The organism is Glutamicibacter sp. JC586, assembly GCF_009805585.1.
Taxonomy (GTDB): domain Bacteria; phylum Actinomycetota; class Actinomycetes; order Actinomycetales; family Micrococcaceae; genus Glutamicibacter.
Map to the genome: position 1 here is coordinate 256,520 of NZ_VHIN01000009.1, position 22,902 is coordinate 279,421.

General features: G+C 54.7%; 19 protein-coding genes. 6 read left to right on the forward strand and 13 right to left on the reverse strand.

The genetic code is table 11. The features are described from left to right. Positions 1-200: 200 nt before the first annotated feature. From prfB to FJV47_RS07685, 8 genes are all read right to left on the reverse strand, one after another. A complete protein-coding gene (gene prfB, locus FJV47_RS07650; RefSeq protein ID WP_159611655.1) occupies positions 201-1,316 on the reverse strand; it encodes a peptide chain release factor 2 in 1,116 nt (371 codons plus the stop codon). A 47-nt stretch (positions 1,317-1,363) separates the two neighbouring features. Further along, positions 1,364-1,870, reverse strand: a complete 507-nt coding sequence (locus FJV47_RS07655) for a hypothetical protein (RefSeq protein WP_159611657.1) — start codon at positions 1,868-1,870, stop codon at positions 1,364-1,366. Further along, positions 1,812-2,258 carry a TadE/TadG family type IV pilus assembly protein gene (locus FJV47_RS07660; protein ID WP_159611659.1) on the reverse strand — a complete coding sequence of 149 codons (447 nt, stop codon included), beginning with the start codon at positions 2,256-2,258 and terminating at the stop codon, positions 1,812-1,814. The genes FJV47_RS07655 and FJV47_RS07660 overlap by 59 nt, the downstream gene beginning before the upstream one ends. Next, entirely contained in the window at positions 2,251-2,625 is a 375-nt protein-coding gene (locus FJV47_RS07665; RefSeq protein ID WP_159611661.1) for a TadE family protein, read from the reverse strand. The genes FJV47_RS07660 and FJV47_RS07665 overlap by 8 nt, the downstream gene beginning before the upstream one ends. Positions 2,626-2,679: 54 nt before the next feature. Continuing rightward, a complete protein-coding gene (locus FJV47_RS07670; protein ID WP_235026392.1) occupies positions 2,680-2,895 on the reverse strand; it encodes a hypothetical protein in 216 nt (71 codons plus the stop codon). A 78-nt stretch (positions 2,896-2,973) separates the two neighbouring features. Then, positions 2,974-3,915, reverse strand: coding sequence for a type II secretion system F family protein (locus tag FJV47_RS07675; RefSeq protein ID WP_159611663.1), 942 nt, complete (start codon positions 3,913-3,915; stop codon positions 2,974-2,976). Continuing rightward, complete coding sequence (locus tag FJV47_RS07680; protein WP_159611799.1) at positions 3,912-4,763, reverse strand: type II secretion system F family protein; 852 nt, start codon at positions 4,761-4,763, stop codon at positions 3,912-3,914. The genes FJV47_RS07675 and FJV47_RS07680 overlap by 4 nt, the downstream gene beginning before the upstream one ends. Continuing rightward, positions 4,763-5,986 carry a CpaF family protein gene (locus tag FJV47_RS07685; RefSeq protein WP_159611665.1) on the reverse strand — a complete coding sequence of 408 codons (1,224 nt, stop codon included), beginning with the start codon at positions 5,984-5,986 and terminating at the stop codon, positions 4,763-4,765. The genes FJV47_RS07680 and FJV47_RS07685 overlap by 1 nt, the downstream gene beginning before the upstream one ends. A gap of 759 nt (positions 5,987-6,745) precedes the next feature. Between FJV47_RS07685 and FJV47_RS07690 the strand changes: the two genes are divergently transcribed. Next, positions 6,746-9,916, forward strand: a complete 3,171-nt coding sequence (locus FJV47_RS07690; protein ID WP_159611667.1) for an FtsK/SpoIIIE domain-containing protein — start codon at positions 6,746-6,748, stop codon at positions 9,914-9,916. On the opposite strand, the gene FJV47_RS07695 is transcribed toward FJV47_RS07690, so the two are convergent. Further along, entirely contained in the window at positions 9,917-10,330 is a 414-nt protein-coding gene (locus FJV47_RS07695) for a hypothetical protein (protein WP_159611669.1), read from the reverse strand. Between the two features lie 355 nt (positions 10,331-10,685). Here FJV47_RS07695 and FJV47_RS07700 point away from each other — a divergent pair, with 355 nt between their 5' ends. Both FJV47_RS07700 and FJV47_RS07705 read left to right on the forward strand, forming a co-directional pair. Next, positions 10,686-10,934, forward strand: coding sequence for a WhiB family transcriptional regulator (locus tag FJV47_RS07700; RefSeq protein WP_159611671.1), 249 nt, complete (start codon positions 10,686-10,688; stop codon positions 10,932-10,934). 211 nt (positions 10,935-11,145) lie between these two features. Further along, positions 11,146-13,341, forward strand: a complete 2,196-nt coding sequence (locus tag FJV47_RS07705; RefSeq protein WP_159611673.1) for a Stk1 family PASTA domain-containing Ser/Thr kinase — start codon at positions 11,146-11,148, stop codon at positions 13,339-13,341. 56 nt (positions 13,342-13,397) lie between these two features. Here FJV47_RS07705 and FJV47_RS07710 read toward each other — a convergent pair whose 3' ends face one another. Together FJV47_RS07710 and FJV47_RS07715 are read right to left on the reverse strand one after the other, a co-directional pair. Then, complete coding sequence (locus FJV47_RS07710; RefSeq protein ID WP_370514995.1) at positions 13,398-14,792, reverse strand: class II 3-deoxy-7-phosphoheptulonate synthase; 1,395 nt, start codon at positions 14,790-14,792, stop codon at positions 13,398-13,400. Positions 14,793-14,869: 77 nt separating this feature from the next. Beyond that, a complete protein-coding gene (locus FJV47_RS07715; RefSeq protein WP_159611675.1) occupies positions 14,870-15,541 on the reverse strand; it encodes a 1-acyl-sn-glycerol-3-phosphate acyltransferase in 672 nt (223 codons plus the stop codon). Positions 15,542-15,676: 135 nt separating this feature from the next. Here FJV47_RS07715 and FJV47_RS07720 point away from each other — a divergent pair, with 135 nt between their 5' ends. From FJV47_RS07720 to FJV47_RS07730, 3 genes are all read left to right on the forward strand, one after another. Next, positions 15,677-16,462, forward strand: coding sequence for a carboxylesterase (locus FJV47_RS07720; protein WP_159611677.1), 786 nt, complete (start codon positions 15,677-15,679; stop codon positions 16,460-16,462). Then, positions 16,459-16,902, forward strand: a complete 444-nt coding sequence (locus FJV47_RS07725) for a hypothetical protein (RefSeq protein ID WP_159611679.1) — start codon at positions 16,459-16,461, stop codon at positions 16,900-16,902. The genes FJV47_RS07720 and FJV47_RS07725 overlap by 4 nt, the downstream gene beginning before the upstream one ends. 110 nt (positions 16,903-17,012) lie before the next feature. Then, positions 17,013-18,824: a long-chain fatty acid--CoA ligase gene (locus FJV47_RS07730; protein WP_159611681.1), complete on the forward strand. Its 1,812-nt coding sequence runs from the start codon at positions 17,013-17,015 to the stop codon at positions 18,822-18,824. Here FJV47_RS07730 and FJV47_RS07735 read toward each other — a convergent pair. Next, positions 18,797-19,339: a hypothetical protein gene (locus FJV47_RS07735; protein ID WP_159611683.1), complete on the reverse strand. Its 543-nt coding sequence runs from the start codon at positions 19,337-19,339 to the stop codon at positions 18,797-18,799. The genes FJV47_RS07730 and FJV47_RS07735 overlap by 28 nt on opposite strands. Positions 19,340-19,445: 106 nt before the next feature. Continuing rightward, positions 19,446-22,901 (reverse strand): pyruvate carboxylase, encoded by a 3,456-nt coding sequence (locus FJV47_RS07740; RefSeq protein ID WP_159611685.1) that lies wholly within the window; start codon positions 22,899-22,901, stop codon positions 19,446-19,448. Between the last annotated feature and the right edge of the window lies 1 nt (position 22,902).

Genomic DNA, 22,902 nt, shown 5'->3' on the forward strand with positions numbered 1-22,902 from the left:
TTCCACACACTATCGGTGCAGTCAGTAGAACGCGCCTAAATTGCAGGCGTGTTGCCAGATTCATCAGATACCCACAGCCTCAGCGTAGCCTCGCTAACCGGTGTAAGCACGAGATTTTCAGTCATTGCCGACAACGTAGCGATGATACTTCCAAGGTCTTCGACAAGTCTTCTCAGATCGACTGGTATTCGCTTGGTTTGCTATTTGCTTGGACGGCGCTGTCCCGCGCGCCATCGAATACCTGCATCAATAAAGTCATCAATTTCGCCATCCAGCACCGCTTGAGTATTTCCAACCTCGTGCTCGGTGCGCAGATCCTTAACCATTTGATATGGGTTCAGCACGTATGAGCGCATCTGGTCACCCCATGATGCCTTCACATCGCCTGCAAATTCTTTCTTCTGTGCATCTTCTTGCTCCTTTTTCAGCAGCAAGAGTCGGGACTGCAAAACACGCAAAGCAGCAGCACGGTTCTGAATCTGAGACTTTTCATTCTGCATCGATACAACTACACCCGTAGGAATGTGAGTCATACGAACCGCAGAGTCGGTAGTGTTAACGCTCTGACCACCAGGGCCCGAAGAACGGAATACATCGACACGAATCTCAGACTCCGGAATTTCGATGGTGTCCGTTTGCTCGATGAGAGGAACTACTTCTACTGCTGCAAAAGAAGTTTGGCGACGTCCCTGATTATCAAATGGTGAGATTCGCACGAGCCTGTGCGTTCCAGCCTCGACGGACAACGTTCCGAAAGCGTAAGGTTCGTCAATTTCGAACGTCGCGGATTTGAGTCCTGCCTCTTCGGCGTAGGACGTGTCCATTACAGTTGCTTTGAAACCACGCTTCTCTGCCCAGCGTAGATACATTCGCATAAGCATCTCGGCAAAGTCAGCTGCGTCGACGCCTCCTGCGCCTGAGCGAATCGTCACCACAGCACCACGTGAATCGAATTCTCCGCTGAGCAATGTGACGATCTCTAATTCGTCGAGCGCCTTATGGATGCTGACAAGTTCTTTGTCCGCTTCCTGAATGGTCTCTTCGTCATCCTCTAACTCTGCCAGCTCTACCAAAACTTCCAGATCATCGATTCGAGTCTTGATCTTGGTCAATCGCTCCAACTCCGATTGACGGTAGGAAAGCTTGCTAGTCACGATTTGCGCAGCAGCGGGGTCATCCCAAAGATCGGGAGCACCAGCTTCTTCGGAGAGCGTCGCGATGTCAGCTTTTATCTGATCAACATCGCTCACATCTTCAATTGATGAGAAAGTTGAGCGCAGTGTGCGGATTTCTGCAGAGAAGTCAGTTTTTGCCATGGTCTTCTAAGACTACGTCATTTCGGCAACTAATCCCGAGCTATAGGTCATCTACTAAGTACAGTTTGAGCCGTTGAATTCACCGATATCGGCACTCCCTGGGGAACAATCCAGCCAACGATTGGTGGTTGGACCGAACCAGAAAGTTCCAATGTGGCTCCCTGCCCGTCGGGACGGATTTGGACGGAGCGGATTTGCAGATTATCAACTCTGCCAGTGGCTCCGACATCGCTTAGATACTTCGCGACTGCGTGCTGAACCCTCTGCTGATTTAGTTGAATGCGTGGGTTTGGACCGTCGGCAACAAATTCAAACTCGTCAACAGAGGCCACCACGGCACCGTCGGCGATGGACAGAAGCTGTCGAGCTTTGAGTTGTACCGCGCTCACCGCCAAGACGACGGATATTGTCAACAAGGTAATAGCACACAGGCCGATGGCCAGCACCAGCGACTGCCCGTCTTCACTGGCCAGTTGCCGTCTGAAACGCCGGATTCTAACCAAATCGATCAACTCTTTGGGAAGCTGACGAATCAACCGAGAAGACTGAAGCATCGAGAAAGTCTGAGACAAGCGGAAGCGGAACATCAAGCTCGACCCGTACCGTGACGACGCTTCCCGGACTCAGACAGGTGGAATCGCACGAAATCGAAGTCCTTGCGCTTGAATAGCCAAAATTATTCATTGCACGGTTCGCTGCCTCTCGGGCGTCAGCTTGTGCTTGCGCTGGAGTGTCAGCCGCAGCAAACACTTTGGCGGCTTGATCTGCAGCGCCAACGACAGCGTAACTACCGGCCTGTAGCTGACTCGCTGCCAGAATGAGATAGATCATCGGGATCAGCAACACAGTAGCGGCAAAAATAAACTCAACGATGGCGCTACCAGAATCGTCGCGACGTAGTTTCCGCGCAGCATCACCTGCGACTCTCATAGGACTACCCATACCGCACGGCCTCACCTTGGACATGAAGGTTCCACCCATTGGGCAGCAGCCCAATCAGTGGCACGTGCGTATCTACCGACACGGTAATAATCCGGTTCTTGCCAACGTTGGTGGAGCTCACGCCCACGTTCTGCGCGAATCCGCCATGAAGGCTTTCGGTGATCAATAACTGGGCACGGCTTCGTGCGTCAGCTTCAGATCTGTTGGCCAGTGCCCCGTAGTGTGCCCCGCCAGCTGCAGCATCGGTCAGCGTATTTCGAACATGCAAGACCAGCGCCAGTTGAATCAAGGTCAGCGCGATTACGACAAGCAGGGTGGTAATCATGACAAACTCGGCCACTGCAGACCCGCGAGTTTCCTCGCACATCAGTCGTAGAATTTGTCGTCGCTTACCATTGCTTGCTCGGCGCATTATTGTCGCCTAGCCCAGACCAGAAACCCGGTCGATGGCTTGATTGAACAGATCTTGTAACCGTGGTCCGGCAATCGCCAGCAACGCCGCGACGAGAACTGCGGACATTAAGGTAATCATTACCCACCCGGGCACATCTCCCCTACTGTCTTTCAACTTAGGAACAAGATGGTCCCACACCGATTGTGCTCGGGTAGTGAGCCCAATAACGAACCGAATTATCATCTCTTGGATTGAGAACATGACGTGCCTTTCTAGGAATTTTGAAAATCTATGCGTTGCAGTTCTGCCTTTTTGAATGGTTCAATAGCTCATCTCCAATAGCGCTAGGCCTGGGAACACTGCGAAAACGATGGTCAACGGCAATATGCCAAAGACCACGGGAACCAGCATCAAAATTTCTCTTTTACCGGCAACTTCCATCAGTTCTCGTTTGGAAGCGTCGCGGACATCCTGAGCTTGATCTCTCAAAACCTGAGCGATCGGCGTTCCACGTTCGGTAGCAACAACAATCGCGTCGACAAATCTAGAAATGGTGCCAACCTGCATTCGATCGGACATCTTTTGCATGGCTTGAATCATCGGTGTTCCCGAATGAATGTCATTCAAAGTCTTCACAAATTCATCGCCAATGACGCCGTGGCAAATTCGTGAGATACGTTCGATCGCTCCGGTCGTTGATTCCCCGGCCCCAACGGTGAGTGCCAGGACTTCTGCGACCGTGGGGAATTGAGTGAGTATTTTTCGGGCACGACGGTGGATTTGTTCTCCGAGCCACCAGCCGCGTAGAACATAGCCTAGTAGTCCAACCCCGATGACTACTACGACTGCAAAGACCAAAGACAAGTGATATTGCATAGAGGCCAGCCCGGTGAGCACGGAACCTGCAGCCAATCCACACAGGGCACAAATAATCTCTTGGGATCGGTAATCAATGACGCTAATTTCCAGTCCGGCCGCATCCAACCTTTTTCTGAGAATGTCCCCAGAGGGACTGTGCCTACTAGCAAACTTCCTAATTTGCGTCACTAGCGGCGAGGCGAGCTGTCCTAGGGTGGAATGTCCTGACTCTGAGTGCCAAGAGTCTTCAAGCATTCGTGCGCTTCGCACACCTACGCGTACGTGGGGAGCGATTCGTTCAGCAAAGGCCATTTTTCGCCACCCAGGAAGGTTTACGAGGATCATCCAGATCCCCAAGCCGAACCCAAGCCCGCACAATGCTGCCCAGGATACGTAAGTGTTCATGAGAGCACCCGCTCTTCAACAGGCAGCGCGCCAAGACGGAGCATGACCCTGTAGCAAATGACTGAAATGCCGACTCCCAAGCCCAAGACAATGACTCCGCCTGCAGTCATATAAGCCTCCTTTGCTGCCTCTTGGGTACCAAGGACTAGCAAGAGAATCCACGGTGCTGCGACAGCCAATCGGGCAGCTGAGACGATCCACGACTGTCGTGCTGCCAATTCGCCTCGGGTGCGAACATCGTCTCGTAGGAAAGCCGACAACGTGGCGAGCGTATGCCCAAGATCCGTGCCTCCAACTTCGCGGGTGATCCTTAGCGTCGTAAGAATCTTGTCCGCAACCGGATCCGCCAAACGCTCTCCGAGTTGCTCTAAGGAAACAGAAAAATTTGCAGTCGCCCGGTAGTCCAAGGCAAAATCGGCGAATAACGGTCTCAAAATTTGCGGACCGACTGTAGCGAGCTGGCTTAACGCTTCAGGCAAGGACAATCCTGCGCGAATCGCACTCCGCAAGTGATCCACAACCTCAGGCCATTGTTCCTGCAACGCAGCTTGGCGCTTTGTTGCTTGATGGCGCAGGTAAACCCATGGTGCAAACACACCGAATCCGAAAAATACCGCAGCAAATAGAACAGTTCCAGTTAGTCCCAAAGTGAGGATGCCAAAAGCCAAGCCACACCCTAGGCATATAACAACAAATTTTGAAGGCGCAACATTGGTCATGCCGGCCTGAAGCAAGGCCGCCTTGATGATGGACTTTCTTTTGGGTGCGCGGACCCATGGGGCAAAGAGCAACCAATCCGCTAAGATCGCCACCCCCAGCCCACCTAAGAGCGCAAAGAAGAAAACCATCATTGGACTGCCATCAATTCGGCAACGTTAACCCCAGCGAGGTCGAACTTTTCGTGTTCCCAGTCTGCCCCACGTGAGGTGCACAAGGAATCGCTTTGACGTTCAAAGAGAGTCGATGATTCAATTTGTCCGTCTTCAACTCGATTGCGAATACTGAGTATCTCGTTGACGTAGCGGTGTCCTGAGGGGCTGCGTACACAATGCACAACGAGGTCAATACAAGCTGCAACCGTCTTGACAGTGAAGTCGGACGTGATATTCGGCCCGGCGAGTAGTGGCAACGTACAAATCTTGGTAATTGCGTCTCGCGCCGAGTTCGCATGAAGGGTACACAACCCTGAAATTCCCGAATTCAGAGCGATCAACATATCGAGAGATTCTGCCTCGCGAACCTCTCCCACAATGATCCGGTCGGGCCTCATACGCAGGGCTTCCTTGACCAACCTTCGCATCGTGATTTCACCTGTACCTTCAAGATTGGCCAGGCGAGTTTGCATCGCCACCACATCGCGCAGTGACAGATTGAGTTCAAAAATTTCTTCAATCGTGATGATTCGTTCGCGCGGGCCGATAGAGGAAGCCAAGCAGTTAAGCATTGTTGTCTTGCCTGCTTGGGTTGGACCAGTGACGATGACGTTCAACCCAGCACCGATTGCGGTCGATAAAAACAGAGCTGCTTGCGAGCTCATGGAGTCCAGTTCAACGAGATCCTCAAGTTTTCCAGCTCTCGCAATGAACTTACGTATATTCACGGCCCAGTGCTCATGCGTAATGTCTGGAATAACGACGTGCAGTCGAGAACCATCTGGTAGCTGGCAATCAACAAATGGTTGAGACAAATCCAAGCGCCGACCTGAAGACTTCAACATGCGCTCTACAACCGCGGCGATTTCAGTCGACTCCATCCGAATGTGCGTTAGTTGGCTCTGCCCGCCACGAGCACAAAAAACTTGGTGTGGCGCATTGATCCAAATTTCTTCAACACTCGGGTCATCCAAGAGTGGTTGTAAAGCGCCGAAACCAGCAACGTTATCGAAGACTGACTGCCTTGCTGAGTCTAAAGAATCCAGAGAAGGAACCGCACCGAGTAAAGCTCGCTCGTCATAGTCGCGAATAACTTCCTCAATTAGCGACTTGATCACCATTGGCTGTTTGGCCGGGTCTAAACCTCGGCGTCGAACCAGTTCACGGACCTCGTCCTCAACGATAGACAACGCTTCCACGACATACTCCTGCTGTTCGTCCTGTCTTAGGATCCCGAAACGGGGACAACCGGCGAGCGCATCATCGGTGCAGCAATCATCTTCGTATGAAATGGGATGCTATAGGCACATCCGTTTGCTTTCAAGGTCTTTCTTGAATGTGGATAAACCAGAATCCGATCTCCACAGGTCGTCATTTATTTATCCGAGCAGGTTGAATAGTGCGATCTGATAGTTCCACGCGTTCATTGAATCTGGTCTGGAGTTTTCATGGTCAAGTACGAACTACTACTGATATCTCGGAACTTTCAGCGTCCACGGCAATTTGAGTTGGATATGACTGGTCGGCTGTCAGGAGCTGAGCTGGCTACTTTGCTCCTATCCGTGTTCCCCGGACAGCATTGGTTCATTGGTGCTCAGCGGCTCGAAACCTTTGGGGTTTGTCAGTCTGGCCAAAGCCTGATCCTCAGTGACTTGCCGCAGGGAAATTCAAAATCGTTGGCAAGCGGGCCTTCCACAAAGTTATTCATCAGCGATGGTCGTGATGCTGGCGCGTGGATCACTTTGGCCCAAGGTGAGCAGGTTTTGGGACGAGGCGCACCTCTTTGGCTTCAGGACCCGCTACTTTCTCGCTGCCATGCTGTGCTCACGGTGTCACCCCGCAGGTGGCGGGTGGTACCGTGCGAGGGGCACAAGGTTTTCGGTGCAGACGGCCGAAGTTACGACAGCTTAGATTTGGGAATCGGATCTACCTTTCGGTTAGGAAACACGACCTTCATCGTGGCAGACCCCGTCGGCGCCGATTCAAATAAACCAAATTCGACTGCAGACCTAGAAGTCAAGGTCGCGGCCAAGCCTGATGTATCGAGGCTCATTACCGTAATCCTTGCGGCTTTCGTACCACTTCTGACCGGCGTACTGCTGGCTTTTTTGATGCATTCAATGCTGTTCTTGATCATCAGCGGCGTCTCGGCACTGATGGCTATCGTCCCTGCATGGCAGATGGTTTCAGAACGACGTAAATGGCAACGGACCATGCGCGCGCAACGAACTCTCGTCATTCAGGCACGGGACCAATACGCTGCTCCGTTGGGTCAGAGCCTGCTGGCTGGTCTTGATCGCACTGCATTAGGAATCGCTCCGACCCAGCTGCCTCCCATGGTGTGGGGCGACGGGCTCTGGTATCCGCATGTTGCTGAAGAATCAGGCGCCACTACGCACCGAAGGTCAAGGTTACGACGTGCTCGTACAAAATCAGATGCGCCGTGTCCGGGCCCCGTCTTTTGCGCGCCAGATCCCGGAGTATGGCAGATTGTCGCATCACAAGACTCGGAAGCGGCGGAGGTCCTGGCCAACATCTTCTCTCGCTTTATTCCACTGATCAGCGTAGGTGCGCTGAAGCTGGTCATCGATCCGAGCATATGTTGCTTACCTGCATCCTTGTTACTGCTGAATAATGTACGGCATTCAGAACTCAACGTGCCGGATGATTCACCAACTTTCGGGCGAGAGACTCCCGAGTTGAGAACTATTTACCTGACTTCCAGAACACCGTTCGAGCTACCGAATACTTTGGTGATTTCGTTATGCCCGGCGCTTAGCGAACAAGCTAAGTATTGGATCTCGTTGGACCCGATAGCCGCCACCTTGCCGGATTCGCGTTTTATCCTGCAACGGCTTCACCGACTGAGCACTTCGCGGCTAGATCGCATCGTGCACCAGTTTGTTGATCTTCAAACTGCGCAAAATGTGCCATCCACTGATCAGGCTCTTAGCTCCACACAGGGTTTTCGTGCCTGTGTCGGTCTGAACGCGGATGAACAAGAAGTACACCTTGATCTGGATGCTGATGGACCACACATGTTGATTTGCGGGACCACGGGTTCAGGGAAGTCCGAAGCGTTGCGACGAATTATTTCTGACCTTGCGTACCAGTACTCCCCCGAGCAATTAGGACTTGTACTGGTGGACTTCAAAGGAGGTGCGGGGCTTGGGCTTTATGAGCATTTGCCTCAGGTGCAGCTTTTCGCCAGCGACCTGGATGAAGCGGCGGCCCAACGAACAATTGAGCAGCTCGAGCATGAAGTGCAAAGAAGAGAGAGGATCCTGGCCGACAGCGGATGCAGCGATCTTTTCGAGTACCAATGCCTCGACACGAAACCGCAGTCTCTTCCAAGGTTGTTGGTCGTCATCGATGAGTTTCGTGTCTTCGTGGAAACCCTGCCGCTAGCAGGTCCCAAGATCGACCGCCTGGCCGCGGTGGGGCGAGCATTAGGGATACATCTATTACTCAGTACCCAGCGACCTGCCGGTGCACTTACCGGCCAGACTCGGGCAAATCTGAACACCATCATCGCCTTGCACGTCAACGATCCCAGCGAATCCGTAGAGCTAGTTGGTACCACTGCTGCGACGACTCTAGATCGGCCGGGTCTGGCGATCATTAAGAGTTCCTCCCGCCCTACCGAAACTTTTCAATTTCATCTGGCAGTCGAACCACCTCTAGAAGGTGAGCTCTTTGAACGAGACCGACACACGATGCGTCTGATGCCGCTATATAAATTCTCGAAGTCAGCTGAGCTTACGGAATCAGATCCATTACGAGCTCACGCATCAGGGTTGATTTCCCGGTGGTCAAACAGTCCAAAGCCTTCATCGGGGTTTGCGCTTGCACTACCGATGCCCAATGATCCATGGACAATTCCTTCAAATTGGCAGGAAAAGCCAGAAGGGAGTTTGTACTGCGGGGTCCGGGATAACCTCCACGGGGGCAGGCTTGACTCGTTGATCGTCGGATTAGGACAGAAGCGATCACTGCTAATTAGTGGGCTGCCGGATTCTGGAGCGAAGCATGTCTTTAGTTCCCTCGCACGAATGCGCCGGCGAATATTATGTTTTGGTCCTTCTCCCCTGGCCCAGAACGATGAGAATAGCGGTCTCAAGGTAGTTACCGGCCAAGATCCATATCTCTTCTTTGACGCTTTAGATTTTCTGGAGACCACACCTAAGGACTCGGACCTGATTATTCTGATACACGGCATCACACAACTTCAGGCGGAGCTTCACCCCCAGCACTTTCAACGACTCGATGAGGCACTTGGCACACTGTTGCGTCACAGCGATGAAAGCACTCCCTTGGTTATATGCGCAGCGGACCGAGACCAGAATTCGCTAAAGTCGACGGGCTTATTTACCACGCAATGGTATTTTCCGCTGAACGCCTCAGACTCACTAAAAATGATGTGGCCCAAGCTCCCGGCATGTTCTGATTTAACCGGCCGTGGGGTCGAAATAACCTCGGGACATCCGCCCCAAATTTTTCAGCTCACTGCGCTTTCGGCACGTGAGGTTGATGATCATCAATGGGACGCACGAGGCACTTGGTTCGAAAACCCGGAACAATCCGGGCATACTCGGCAAATGTTGCTCGGCTACCTACCGTTTGGCGGCGCCACTTTGTCTCTACCGGATAGTCCACGTCTAGTGGTGATCTATCACGATGAGGCAGGTCGGATGGCAATGTCCAAAACGCTGTCGCAAAGATGGGGAGCGCTCTACATGGATTCTCTGGAAGAAATTATTGCGTTCTCCAGCATGTGTCATTCCGCCGTCGAGGCCGCCCCTACAAGAATTTGCGCCAATTTAGCGTCGACATCCGATTCACGGCTTGCACCTGCCCTGGAAAATATACGGCTTCAAGGTATCAAGACCATCTTGTTCGTTCCGCCTTCTTCCCGGCTGACCTACGACTTGGGCAATTCGTCGCTGAATATTGATGACCGTGAACTTGTAGTTGTTGAGTCCGAACATGCACGAGATATGTTGCCTTCCACGTGGCCTCCACTGCACCGTGGTGACGATGTTCAGACTAGGGGATATTGGCGTGCAATCATCTCTCGCAATGGTCAGCCCAGATTGCTGCACATTCCTCGTACCAGCGTGACACGCTAGCTAGCGACTTGGCCTATCCCCTAGGAATGCAGTGGTCTTGGGAGCGAAAAGCATGACAATGCAGACCCCCGCAACCGCCATCGCCAGTACCGCAGCAAGTTTAACGAGAAGAATGTCTGTACTCAGGAACGAAATAGAAAGAATAAGCTGGAAGAGTTGCCAGACAATGATTGGTGCACGAGTGAAGGCTTTTCCTTTATAGAAATTAATCGCCACCGATCCCTGCCACACTGCCACGAGCAAGCACAAGACCAACATGAAGATCTGTCCGCCGATGTTCACGGTGCCATCTGTCGAAAGGTTCACCAGATAGCTCACCGCGTAGATCAGCACTGCAACGGCTTCTATCATCACCAACGCAGCTACGACAATTGCGCTACCGGGACGGGTCATATTACGTTCTTGATGGCTCACGTCAATAATCTTCGTCGACCTTCGTCTGGAACTCAAACTACTGAGATTTGAGCCGGTGTTGTCCGGGCCACATCATTTTGACCTAGCGGACTTCATGGCCAATTGCCATGTGAGAAAGCACTCAGGCATTCAGCAACATTTCGCTATCATGACTCTTGTTTACTTCCTCGTAACATGAAAACCTTATGTGGTCGGTTAAACGAGGTGCCCATTCGGGCCTCACTGACGATCAGAAGAGCCAACCAGTAACCGTAGGGTAATCAGGATTTAATTTCATTCCTAGCTAACGTTTACCCCTACTTTGATTGCCGTTAGACCTTCAGACCCTCTCAGATTTCAAGGAGCATCAATAAGCATGGATTGGCGTAGCCGCGCGGCGTGTCTGGAAAAGGACCCGGAACTGTTTTTCCCAGTGGGAAACACCGGACCGGCCCTATTGCAGATCGAAGAGGCCAAGAGCGTCTGCCGTCGATGTGAAGTAACCGAAACTTGCTTGCAGTGGGCCATTGAGTCCGGTCAGGATTCAGGCGTATGGGGCGGTATGAGCGAGGATGAGCGTCGCGCTTTGAAGCGTCGCGCTGCACGAGCTCGTCGCGCTTCGTAATTACGAGCTCGAGGTAAATCTCGCAACCCGAGACGTCGGTCAGAATCCGCCAGCGGTCAACACCACTGGCGGATTTTGAGTTTAACCGGCAATTTGTCAGGTCGGGTAGGTAGATTAAAAGTAGTGTTCATGTTCGAAAGGATCAGTTGGTGACTTTGCTCTGCTTTGTGCGCGCTCAACAAGTGGGTGCCGACGAACGATGAGCTCGGCCTTGACTGACCCACATTTGGGCAAGACGCTTGATGGTCGATATCGACTGGACCATCTGCTGGCATTAGGCGGTATGTCCAGAATCTATCGCAGCATGGATAAACGACTGCATCGCGCCGTGGTTGTGAAGATACTGAACGATAATTTCGCCAGCGAGTCTACCGTTCGAGAACGCTTTGAGTCCGAAGCGGTGATCGCGGCAAATATCACGCATCCCAACGTCGTTTCCATCCGAGACCATAACGTCAGCGACAACCTGGTGTATCTCGTCATGGAATACGTGCGCGGCCGAAATCTTGATCAGGTCATTGCGGAGCGCGGCCGCTTCACCCCGCGTCAGATGCTGAGCATTCTCGAACAAATCTGCAGCGGGCTAAGCGCGGCGCACAGCGAGGGAATCATTCACCGAGACATGAAACCCGCCAACGTCTTGCTCTCAGATCTCGGCGAAATCAAGCTCACCGATTTCGGACTGGCGCGTGCGGCAAGTGCTCATACGCAGTCCGCGACGTTGCTTGCCACGCTCTCACACGTTTCACCTGAACTGGTCTCGGGGGCGCCGGCTGACTCGCGCAGTGATATTTACGCGGTAGGCATCATGATCTACCAGATGCTCACCGGCCGGGCACCATACTCTGAAACCAACCCCGCAGCCATGATGAAGCATCATCTTGACTCCCCCATGCCATTGCCTTCGCAGGTCATTCCAGAACTGGCCGACGACCTCGATGAGCTGGTTCGCTGGTGCACCGAGAAAGATCCCGAAAAGCGTCCCCAGGATGCTTCCCTCCTTCTAGAGGAAGTCCGCCAGATCCGAGCCACGCTCAGCGAAGAGCAGTTGGACCTTGGAGCTGAAAGCCTAGGCTCGATTCAGGACCTCGTTCCAGAACGCTTCGCCCATATGCCTACTACGTTGCAACAACGGCTTGATGCCATGCAGCGCGATCGAGAAATTGATCGCGAGAAGCAGTGGCAGCAACTTAATACCGAGGCTGCCACCGGCGATTATGAACTCGATGAGGACCTGAACGATCAATCACCAACAACCGTGATTGCAACCGCGGATGCCACTGAAGTTCTCGACCTTCGTGAACCAGATCAAACCATGGCCATGGACCGTCTGCCGGAATCTGATGCTGCCTCGGCGCTAGCGGCTACATCGGTGTTTTCACGCAAGGATTCCGCGACGGTTGAACCGGTGCAGGACGATTCGCAGTTGGCACCTCGTGAGGCCAAGCGCGCGCAAAAGCAAGCGGAAAAACGGTGGCGCAAAGAAGCGCAGATTCCCACGCATCGGCTTCGTCGTCCTCGAAGTGGGACTCAAAAGACCGTCATAATTCTTATGTGGGCCTTGATTGTCGCTCTGGTGGCAGGCGCTGGATGGTTCTTTGGCCGAGGACCTGGAACTATCGTGCGCATCCCATCGCTGACCGGGTTAATCCAAGAACAGGCGATCGCGCAGCTGGATGATGCTGGCGTACCTGTGCGAGTCAGTACTGTCTACGACGACGAGGTCTCCATCGGTCGGGTGGTGCAATCACGCCCAGCCACTGGTAAGAACATCATGAAATTTCAGGGTGTAGATCTCACAATTTCCCAAGGCCCGCAGTTGGTTCAGATTCCTTCGCTCGCCGGCGACACAGCAGAAAAAGCTAAAAAGGCGCTGGCACAGTCGGGGTTTGCGAACCTCACCACCACTGAGGCCTATTCCTCCTCCGTACCTTCTGGTTCGGTGATCTCCTCCAGCCCAGCCGCAGGTGAGAAATTGCCCAAGAAGAGTCGCATCAAGCTCACCGTTTCCAAGGGACATGCTCCGGTGCAGGTTCCATCGGTGATGGGTCTGAGTAAAGATGAAGCCATTCAGCGGCTCAAAGATCTAGGATTGCAGGTTACGACCGGTCAGGAAGTTCATTCGGAGCAGTTTGAGAAGGGCTTGGTCGCCGAACAGTCACCGGCCCAAGGCGCCGTCGAATACGGCAGCTCGGTAGAGCTCAAGCTTTCCTCTGGCCCCGAGTATGTTCAGATTCCTTCGGTGACCGGACTGAGCGTTCAAGACGCCACCGCGCAACTTGAAGCGGCGGGGTTCACGGTGAAAACGCATCAAGTGTTCGGCGGCCCCCAGCAGCTGGTACATATGCAGACGCCGCTGAATCAGCAGGCGGTGCGCGGTAGCGAAATTAGCATCTACGCCTTCTAGCGGGTACGACAAAGGCTCGGCTCCCTGTGAAGGGAACCGAGCCTTAGTTCTAGGCCTTAGCGGTTGCGGCTACGGCTTTGCAGTGCCGAAGAAACCAAGAATGCCATCTCCAGGGACTGACGGTGGTTCAGGCGTGGGTCGCAGACCGACTCGTACAGCGAATCAAAATCTTCCTCGCGGATCGGATCAGCACCACCGAGGCACTCTGCCACGTCGTCGCCGGTCATCTCCACATGCAGACCACCTGGGAAGGTGCCCAGCGAGTCGTGAACCTCGAAGAAGCCACGAACTTCATCCATGACTGCATCGAAGTTACGAGTCTTGTAACCGTTCTGGCTGGTCACCGTGTTGCCGTGCATAGGGTCGGTAACCCACAGTACCTGCGCGCCGGAAGCGGTCACCTTCTCCACCAGGTTCGGCAACTTCTCACGAATGTTGTTCGCGCCCATACGAGTGATGAAGGTCAGACGTCCTGGCTCGCGGTTCGGATCGAGCTTGTCGATCAGGCGCAGTGCATCTTCTGGTTCGGTGGTTGGGCCAAGCTTTACACCAATTGGGTTGCGCACGCGCGAAAGGAAATCGATATGTGCGTGGTCCAGCTGACGGGTTCGTTCGCCGATCCACAGGAAGTGACCGCTGGTGTCGTAAGGCAGGCCGGTCCGCGAATCGGTACGAGTCAGCGCGCGCTCGTAATCCAGCAGCAATGCCTCATGGGAGGCGAAGAACTCGGTACGCTTCAGCGCTTCGAAATCGGCGCCACAAGCATCCATGAAGCGGATGGCCGAGTCGATCTCGCCGGCCAGCTGCTCGTAGGCGGAGTACGCCGGGTTGGCCATGAAGCCGCTGTTCCACGAATGCACACTACGCAGGTCTGCAAAGCCACCCTGGGTGAAGGCACGAATCAGGTTCAGCGTGGCCGAGGAGGTGTTGTAGGCCTGTACCAGACGCTTCGGGTCATGGGCACGAGACTCTTCGGTGAATTCGAAGCCGTTGACGATGTCGCCGCGGAATGCTGGCAGAGTGACACCATCTCGGGTTTCGTCGTTCGAAGAACGTGGCTTGGCAAACTGCCCCGCCATGCGGCCCATCTTGATCACCGGCATCGACGAACCATAGGTCAGCACAACAGCCATCTGCAAAATGGTGCGCACACGGGCGGAAATCTTATCGGCGGTGGCGTCTGCGAACGTTTCGGCACAGTCGCCACCCTGAAGTAGGAAGGCACGTCCCTGTGCAGCTTCGGCAAGACGTTCACGCAATACGTCAACTTCGCCAGCAAATACCAATGGAGGACGCGAACCCAATTCGTCGATGGAGGACTGATAGTCCTTGTGCTCACGCCAAGTTGGCTGCTGGGCGATCGGCAGTTCACGCCACTTATCTAGTTGCGGATCGGTGGCGGGGCCGGCTACAGAGGAACCGGGCAATGGGGTTCGATTTTCTACGCTCACCTTGGCAATTCTACGTGTCTTTTGAGCAAAGCACCGCGACGAATGTAACAGCGTCGCGTAACACTGTGAACTGAACGCTATTTTGAGGCCTTGCGCGGCGCATAAACGTCCACGTAGCTCTGCCCCGAAAGCACGTTGATGGCCTTGCGAATATCGTCGGCACATTGACGCAGGGCTTGCGGGTCGTTGTGCTTTGTGGCCAGGTGCTCGAAGTGAATTGGCTGACCAATCTTGATCCCGATCTTGCCCGGACGCGGAATGCTTCGCCCAATAGGCTGTGCCTTATCGGTTCCGATCATCGCCACCGGAATCACCGGAGCGCCAGATTCCAAGGCCAGTTTTGCGACGCCAAGCTTGGCCCGGTACAGGCGCCCATCGGGTGAGCGGGTTCCTTCGGGGTAGATACCAAGGACTTTACCCTCGCCCAACGCTTGATTGGCACTGGCTAAAGAGGCGGCAGATTTACTTCCACCGGAGCGATCCATCGGCAACTGATTAATATTGCGGAAGAACCAGGCGGTAATGCGTCCCTTAAGACCACGACCGTTGAAATATTCGTCCTTAGCCAAGAAGATCACTGGGCGTTCAAGCATCGCCGGCAAGAAAACAGAGTCACTGACCGAGAGGTGGTTCGACGCCAGAATAACCGCCCCGGTCTCAGGAATGTTCGCCAGTCCCTGCACATCAACGCGGAAGAAGATACGAATCAGCGGCCGAACAGCAAAACGCTTAAGGAAGTCGTACAGCACGGCAGAAAAGTTCCTTTTTCTCGAGGATCAACTAGGTGGCGAACTATTTGCACGCCATTGCGGTGATGGCACTGTTCGCACCCTTCAATTGTGCACTACGCTCGATGGTGTAAGCAGAAAATAGGAGTGGTCACGATGAAAAATGATGCTCAGAACGATTGGCCAGCAACCGAGCCGACGGGTTGTGCGGTACTGCTGATCCATGGATTCACCGGTTCACCCACGGCGATGGAGCCATGGGCACAGGCCTTAGCACGCCAAGGATTCAAAACTTCAGTTCCGTTATTGCCCGGTCATGGCACGCGTTGGCAAGAGATGATCGGCACCAACTATGGGCAGTGGATCAGCGCCACCGAGCAAGCTTTCGATCAGTTGGCGCGTACACACCAAACCGTCTTTGTTGCGGGATTATCCATGGGCGGAGCGCTAGCCCTGCATTTGGCAACACGCCGCAACGTTGCCGGAGTTTCATTGGTGAACCCCGGGCTAGTCGTGGATTCGCCGCTAGCCCCCTACACACCGTTGCTCAAACATGTTGTGCGTAGCATTGCGCCGATCAGCAACGACATTGCCAAGAGCGGTGTTGATGAAGGCGCCTATCCACGTACCCCGATCGCCGCAGTCGCCGAACTTCATCGGCTGTTCGCCCAAGCTCGTGCACGTCTGGACCTTGTCACCGCACCGGTGCAGCTATTCCGTTCCACGGTCGATAACATCGTCTCGGACGCATCGGTGCGCGAACTGGTCGCTGGGCTAAAGCCAGGCACCTTGACCGAGCACCACATGCTGCTACATTCCAAACATGTGGCCACCCTTGACTACGATGCCCAGCAGATCTTCGATGAATCCGGTCGTTTCTTCTCCCAGCTGGCCACCGGCGAGCAACGTCAATCCCTGAGACAGACAGGCAAGCACGTATGAGCACCTCCAATCCGAGTTCCACCCCTGAAGATGATCCGCGGTGGGAGAACTTGGTGAAGAACTTTCAAGAGCTTGATGCTTCGGTCCCTCGTGAGCCCAGCGCTCAAGAACGCTCCGATCGGCTGAAAGAGCTCTTTAATAGTGGACCGGGCGCTGCGCTGGGGCCACGAGATTCGATCCCCGCGGAGCTCGAAGAATCCGACGAAAAATTTGTTCCCGATGAACCAGCCGCGTTGGGCTCCGGAGACCCCATGGTGAATTTGTCGTGGGTCGGGGCAGCCGGCGGTCCGGTAGGGCTCCTGCTGTGTGTACTTTTCTTCCGCTCGGCACCGACGTTTGTGTATATCGGTTTGGCTCTTTGCGCGGTAGTTGGCATAGCTTTCTTGATCAAACGTCTTCCAACAGGACGCGATCCGGGAGATGATGGGGCTCAAGTCTGAACCGAACTTGGAGCGTTGAGCACGGTAGGTTACTGTAAAGTAATAAAATGTGATGCGGGTTACCCGCCATTGCTTTTGGGGTCACACAAAGTTCAGGAGATGAGTACCAGATGCGCGAATACAGCTCGCCAATTCGCATCCACACGCCACAGCAAACAAATATCACCGACTTGCTGTTACGCCACGCAAATTCTGCGGCAAACCCGGCGCTGTTCTCCATGCCTGGTGCGGATTCAACATGGCAAGACGTCACTGCATCGCAATTCGCCGCCGATGCCAAGGCGATCGCCAAAGGATTTATCGCCAACGGCATCGAGTCAGGTGATCGCATCGCGCTGATGGCCAAGACGCGCTACGAATGGACGCTGGTGGACTTCGCGATCTGGTTTGCCGGATGCGTTACCGTTCCCATCTATGAGACCTCCTCCCCTAGTCAGGTCGCATGGATTGTCTCGGACTCCAGCGCCAAGGCAGTGGTCGTAGAATCTGCTAACCACGAAACTGTAGTGCGCAGGGCAGCACACCAAGAACAGCTCGAAACCTTAGACAACATTTGGCAGTTCGAGGATGGTCTGGCACAACTGGTCGAAGACGGAGCGGCGATCCAGGACGATCTGCTCGAGTCTCGCCGCGCCGTAGCATCACTGAACGATGTTGCCACGATCATTTACACCTCTGGCACCACTGGTCGACCCAAAGGCTGCGAACTGACCCACGGCAACTTTGTCGAGCTGGCAGAAAATGCGGCGGCATCTTTGCCAGACGCTGTCTATCCAGGCGCCTCAACCATCATGTTCCTGCCGCTGGCACACGTTTTTGCACGCTTCATTTCGGTCATCAACGTCGCCGCCGGATGCCGCACCGGCCACACCCCAGATGTGAAAAATCTTCTCGGCGATCTGCAATCTTTTAAGCCGAATTTTATCCTCGCAGTGCCTCGCGTCTTTGAAAAGGTCTACAACTCCGCAATGCTCAAGGCAGAAGATGGTGGCAAAGGCAAGATTTTCCACGCCGGAGTCGATGTTGCAGTGGCCTACTCGAAGGCAGAACAAGCAGGAAAGATCCCGCTCGCGCTGAACCTCAAGCACAAGCTTTTTGATGTACTGCTCTACAAGAAACTGCGCGAGGCCATGGGCGGCAATATCCGTCATGCGGTCTCGGGCGGCGGGCCATTGGGAGAGCGTCTTGGCCATTTCTTCAACGGCATCGGTGTCACCGTACTGGAAGGCTATGGTCTAACCGAGACCACGGCCCCGATCTCGGTTAATACAACAAGCCGTATCAAAATCGGCACCGTGGGTAAGCCGTTGCCGGGTAATGCTGTGCGTATCGCCAGCGATGGCGAGATTTTGGCCAAGGGTATTTGCGTCATGCGCGCCTATCACAACCGCCCAGAGCTACAGGACGAAGCATTTACCGATGGCTGGTTCCACACCGGAGATATCGGAGAGCTTGATAGCGACGGATACCTGAGCATTACCGGACGCAAGAAAGAAATTATCGTCACCTCCAGTGGCAAAAACGTGATCCCTGCGCTACTTGAAGATCAAATCCGTGCCGACGCGTTAGTCTCGCAGTGCGTGGTAATCGGCGAAGGCCGACCATTTATCGCGGCCTTGGTAACACTGGACGCTGAAGCACTGCCGGGCTGGCTCGAGCGTCATCGTCTTGCCAAGGACACTTCGTTAGAAGACCTAGCCCAAGACCCAACGGTGCGCGAAACCATTCAGAAAGTCATCGACAAGGCCAACACTTCGGTATCTCGCGCCGAGGCCATCAAGTCCTTCCGCATCGTTGCTGCGGACTTTACCGAGGAAACCGGACACTTAACACCCTCGCTAAAGATCAAACGTGCGGCAGTGCTTAAGGACTACAACGAGCTCATCGAAGAGATCTATTCGGCGCCTAAACCTACGGCATAATCAAGAACAGCACCAACAAGCTCCCACGATTCACGAGCTGAAGCGGCCCAGGGCAACCTGAGGCCGCTGTGTTGTGTCCGGGCAAAATAGCTGCGAGGTAATGCCACCTTGTTAAAGGCCGGAACCGGGTGATCTGGGCGTTCGTCACCAAGTACTGCGAAAATCAGGTTTTCGGCCAAGGCTTTGCGTCCGTTGGCCAGCAACCACTGGACCAGATCCATCAGTTGATCTTCGCTATCTGGTCCGGGTTCACCCACGACCACCAGAACGTCGGCCGCGCTAAATTTGCCTTCGAGAGCTGTTTGAACACGTTCTGGCCCCGAAGTGGAGACCTGCGCGGCGAGGTTTAGCTCGCTAAATTGTTCGGCCAGATGCTCTGCAATCTCAAAAAATGGCAGGTGGGTATCCAAGGTGAAGACCAGGACCCCCAGGCGGCTTCGCAGTGTCAAAAATTCTTTGGCCCGATCACTAACCGCTTGAGCAGTTACTCCTGCTGGAGTCTTGCTGGCGCGCATCGCAGCTCCTTATACATCTAAAATTCTCTACATTGGTGAACTGAGCACAAAGGCCCGCAACATGGTGTTGCGGGCCCCTGTGCCCAGTACAAGTACCTGCTGGTTACTACTTCGGCTCAATCACCAAGAGTAGATCCCCGCCCTGTACTTGGCTTGTACCGTCCAAAGTGATCTGTGTGACCACACCCGAAGCGTTGGCAGTAATACCGGCTTCCATCTTCATTGCCTCAATCGTGGCCACCGACTGACCTGCTTCGATCAGATCACCAGTCTTCACATTCACCGTGACCGCACCGGCGAAAGGAGCTGCCACGTGGCCGGAATTATTCGGGTCAGCCTTCGGAGCGGACTTGACGGTGGATTCTACCGATTCGTCGCGTACCTTGATCTGACGGGACTGACCGTTCAGGGTGACCACGACGGTGCGTAGCCCCTTTTCATCAGCTTCCGAAACTGAGACAAGCTTGACCAGCAAGCGAACTCCGGTACCCAAGGAAATTACGTGCTCGAAGCCCGGAGTCAGACCGTAGAGGTAGTCACGGGTGTGAAGTACCGACAGGTCGCCGTAGCTCTCTACGGAGTTCTCGAAGTCTCGCGTTGGACCTGCAAAGAGCAAGCGGTTCAAGGTGGTGCGAACAGTCTGCGCATCCGTTGAGACCAGGCCTTGGGCGTCCTCGGCACTAAGTTCCTCAATACGGTTCTTGACGTTACGTCCCTGTAGCGCCTTGGTACGGAATGGTTCTGGCCATCCACCCGGAGGGTTACCCAGTTCGCCTGACAGGAACTGAATCACCGAATCCGGGATGTCGTAGTTCTGTGGGTTGGCTTCGAAGTCGGAAGCTGTCACCGAGGAGCCGACCAGCTGCAATGCAAGATCGCCGACCACCTTGGAGGACGGAGTCACCTTCACCACGTTGCCCAGCATGTCGTTAACCGAGGCGTACATCGACTCAATGGCCTCAAAACGCTCGCCCAGGCCCAACGCAATGGCCTGCTGGCGCAGATTCGAGAGCTGACCGCCAGGAATCTCGTGCTGGTATACGCGGCCGGTTGGCGATGGCAATCCGGACTCGAACGGCTTGTACAGCGCACGAACCGCTTCCCAGTAGGGTTCGAGAGAAGCCACTGAATCCAAGGACAATCCTGGATCACGTTCGGTAAATTCCAACGCCGCGACCAGTGCCGAGGCTGATGGCTGGGAAGTGGTCCCGGCCATAGCCGCGCTGGCTACGTCCACCGCATCGACACCAGCCTCGATAGCGGCCATCAGGGTCGCCAGCTGTCCACCGGCGGTGTCGTGGGTATGCAGGTGAACCGGCAAGTCGAAGCGCTCACGTAGAGCGGTGACCAACTTGGTCGCTGCCGCTGGTCGAAGTAAGCCCGCCATGTCCTTGATGGCGATGATATGTGCACCGGCATCGACGATCTGCTGGGCAAGATCGAGGTAGTACTCCAGCGTGTACAGCTTCTCGTTGGAATCCAACAGATTGCCGGTGTAGCACAGTGCCACTTCGGCCACCGCGGTTCCGGTCTCACGTACCGCCTTGATCGCTGGTGCCATCTGCGAAACATCGTTCAGCGCGTCAAAAATGCGGAAGATGTCGATGCCCGAAGCCGCAGCCTGCTTTACAAACGCGTCGGTAACTTCAGTTGGATACGGGATGTAACCAACAGTATTACGTCCGCGCAGCAACATCTGCAGTGGGATATTTGGCAGTTCCGCACGGAGCAATTCCAAGCGCTTCCATGGGTCTTCACCCAAGAAACGGAGCGAAACGTCATAGGTTGCCCCGCCCCAGACCTCCATGGAGAACAACTGCGGTACGTTATGTGCGTAGGCGGGCGCTGCGGCTAGTAAGTCGCGGGTACGTACGCGGGTAGCCAACAATGACTGGTGCGCATCACGGAAGGTCGTATCGGTGATGCCAACGGCCTTTGACTCGCGCAGCGCCTTGGCAAAACCATCGGGGCCAAGTTCCAGCAACTTCTGACGCCATCCGTCCACCGGTGCTGCAGACTTTGACGGCCCATCAAACGGTGAACGCTCCGGCTCATCGGCCTTATCCCCCGGGAAGGACGGAAGCTTCTTGCGTGGGTCAATGCCCTCGATGCGTTCCCCGTGAGGGTGATTAACCGTGACGTGCGCAAGGTAGCTTAACGCCTTGGTACCGCGGTCCTGGGATTCATTACCAGTGAGCAGATCCGGACGGGAGTCGATGAAGTCTGTTGCGACATCGCCGGCGAGGAATTGCGGGTCACCCAAAACATTCTGGATGAACGGAATGTTGGTAGCCACACCACGCACACGGAATTCTGCCAACGCACGACGGGCACGAGCAACGGCAGTTGCGTAGTCACGCCCGCGGCAGGTGAGCTTGACCAGCATGGAGTCAAAGTGTGGTGACACTTCAGCGCCGGCGTAGATCGTGCCACCATCTAGGCGAACGCCCGAGCCACCGGCTGAACGGTACACCGTGATAGTGCCAACGTCTGGGCGGAATCCGTTGGCTGGGTCTTCGGTGGTGATGCGGGATTGCAGAGCCCAGCCGCGAACCTGCACCGAATCCTGGGTGATACCCAGGTCATCGAGCGACTCTCCAGCTGCGATGCGCATCTGCGCCTGCACCAGGTCAATGTCGGTGACTTCTTCGGTCACCGTGTGCTCAACCTGAATACGTGGATTCATTTCGATGAACACGTGCTGACCGGCACGTTCACCAACCGTGTCCACCAAGAATTCAACGGTTCCGGCGTTCTGGTAGCCCAGGGTCTTGGCAAACTTCACCGCGTCACGGAACAGCGCCTGACGAATCGACTCATCCAGATTAGGCGCCGGAGCGATCTCGACGACCTTTTGGTGACGGCGCTGCAAGGAGCAGTCACGTTCGTGCAGGTGAACGATGTTTCCCTGTTCATCGGCAAGGATCTGCACCTCGATGTGGCGAGGGCGAAGTACTGCTTGCTCAAGGAACACCGTGGGATCGCCGAAGGCCGTGCCAGCTTCACGCATGGCAGCTCCCATTAGTTCCGGCAAATCTTCACGCTTATCAACGCGACGCATGCCACGACCGCCACCACCGGCAACGGCTTTGACGAAGATTGGGAAACCAATGCGGTCGGCTTCAGCGATCAGGAAGTCGACGTCATCGCTTGGTTCAGACGACTCAAGAACCGGGATCCCGGCCTCGCGAGCTGCTTTCAGAGCGGCGACCTTGTTGCCAGCCAGTTCCAATACATCGGCTTTGGGGCCAATGAACTTAATGCCTTCTGTTTCTGCGGCACGAGCCAGATCAGGATTTTCGGACATGAACCCGTAGCCTGGGTAGATTGCATCAGCGCCGGCTTCTTTGGCAACGCGGATGATCTCGTCAATATCCAAGTAGGCGCGAACCGGATGGCCCTCTTCACCAATTTGGTAGGCCTCTGCGGCCTTCTGGCGGTGAATTGAGTTGCGGTCCTCATGGGGGTAAACGGCTACGGTTTTTGCACCGAGTTCGTAGCTTGCGCGGAATGCACGAATTGCAATCTCACCGCGGTTGGCGACCAAGATCTTTTCAAACATA

Bases quoted from the DNA above. Each gene is read 5' to 3' on its own strand.
- FJV47_RS07740 (WP_159611685.1), bottom strand. From the start codon at position 22,901: ATGTTTGAAAAGATCTTGGTCGCCAACCGCGGTGAGATTGCAATTCGT.
- prfB (WP_159611655.1), bottom strand. From the start codon at position 1,316: ATGGCAAAAACTGACTTCTCTGCAGAAATCCGCACACTGCGCTCAACT.
- FJV47_RS07670 (WP_235026392.1), bottom strand. From the start codon at position 2,895: ATGATAATTCGGTTCGTTATTGGGCTCACTACCCGAGCACAATCGGTG.
- FJV47_RS07655 (WP_159611657.1), bottom strand. From the start codon at position 1,870: ATGCTTCAGTCTTCTCGGTTGATTCGTCAGCTTCCCAAAGAGTTGATC.
- FJV47_RS07725 (WP_159611679.1), top strand. From the start codon at position 16,459: ATGAGCACCTCCAATCCGAGTTCCACCCCTGAAGATGATCCGCGGTGG.
- FJV47_RS07735 (WP_159611683.1), bottom strand. From the start codon at position 19,339: ATGCGCGCCAGCAAGACTCCAGCAGGAGTAACTGCTCAAGCGGTTAGT.
- FJV47_RS07660 (WP_159611659.1), bottom strand. From the start codon at position 2,258: ATGGGTAGTCCTATGAGAGTCGCAGGTGATGCTGCGCGGAAACTACGT.
- FJV47_RS07680 (WP_159611799.1), bottom strand. From the start codon at position 4,763: ATGGTTTTCTTCTTTGCGCTCTTAGGTGGGCTGGGGGTGGCGATCTTA.
- FJV47_RS07700 (WP_159611671.1), top strand. From the start codon at position 10,686: ATGGATTGGCGTAGCCGCGCGGCGTGTCTGGAAAAGGACCCGGAACTG.
- FJV47_RS07665 (WP_159611661.1), bottom strand. From the start codon at position 2,625: ATGTGCGAGGAAACTCGCGGGTCTGCAGTGGCCGAGTTTGTCATGATT.
- FJV47_RS07730 (WP_159611681.1), top strand. From the start codon at position 17,013: ATGCGCGAATACAGCTCGCCAATTCGCATCCACACGCCACAGCAAACA.
- FJV47_RS07675 (WP_159611663.1), bottom strand. From the start codon at position 3,915: ATGAACACTTACGTATCCTGGGCAGCATTGTGCGGGCTTGGGTTCGGC.
- FJV47_RS07720 (WP_159611677.1), top strand. From the start codon at position 15,677: ATGAAAAATGATGCTCAGAACGATTGGCCAGCAACCGAGCCGACGGGT.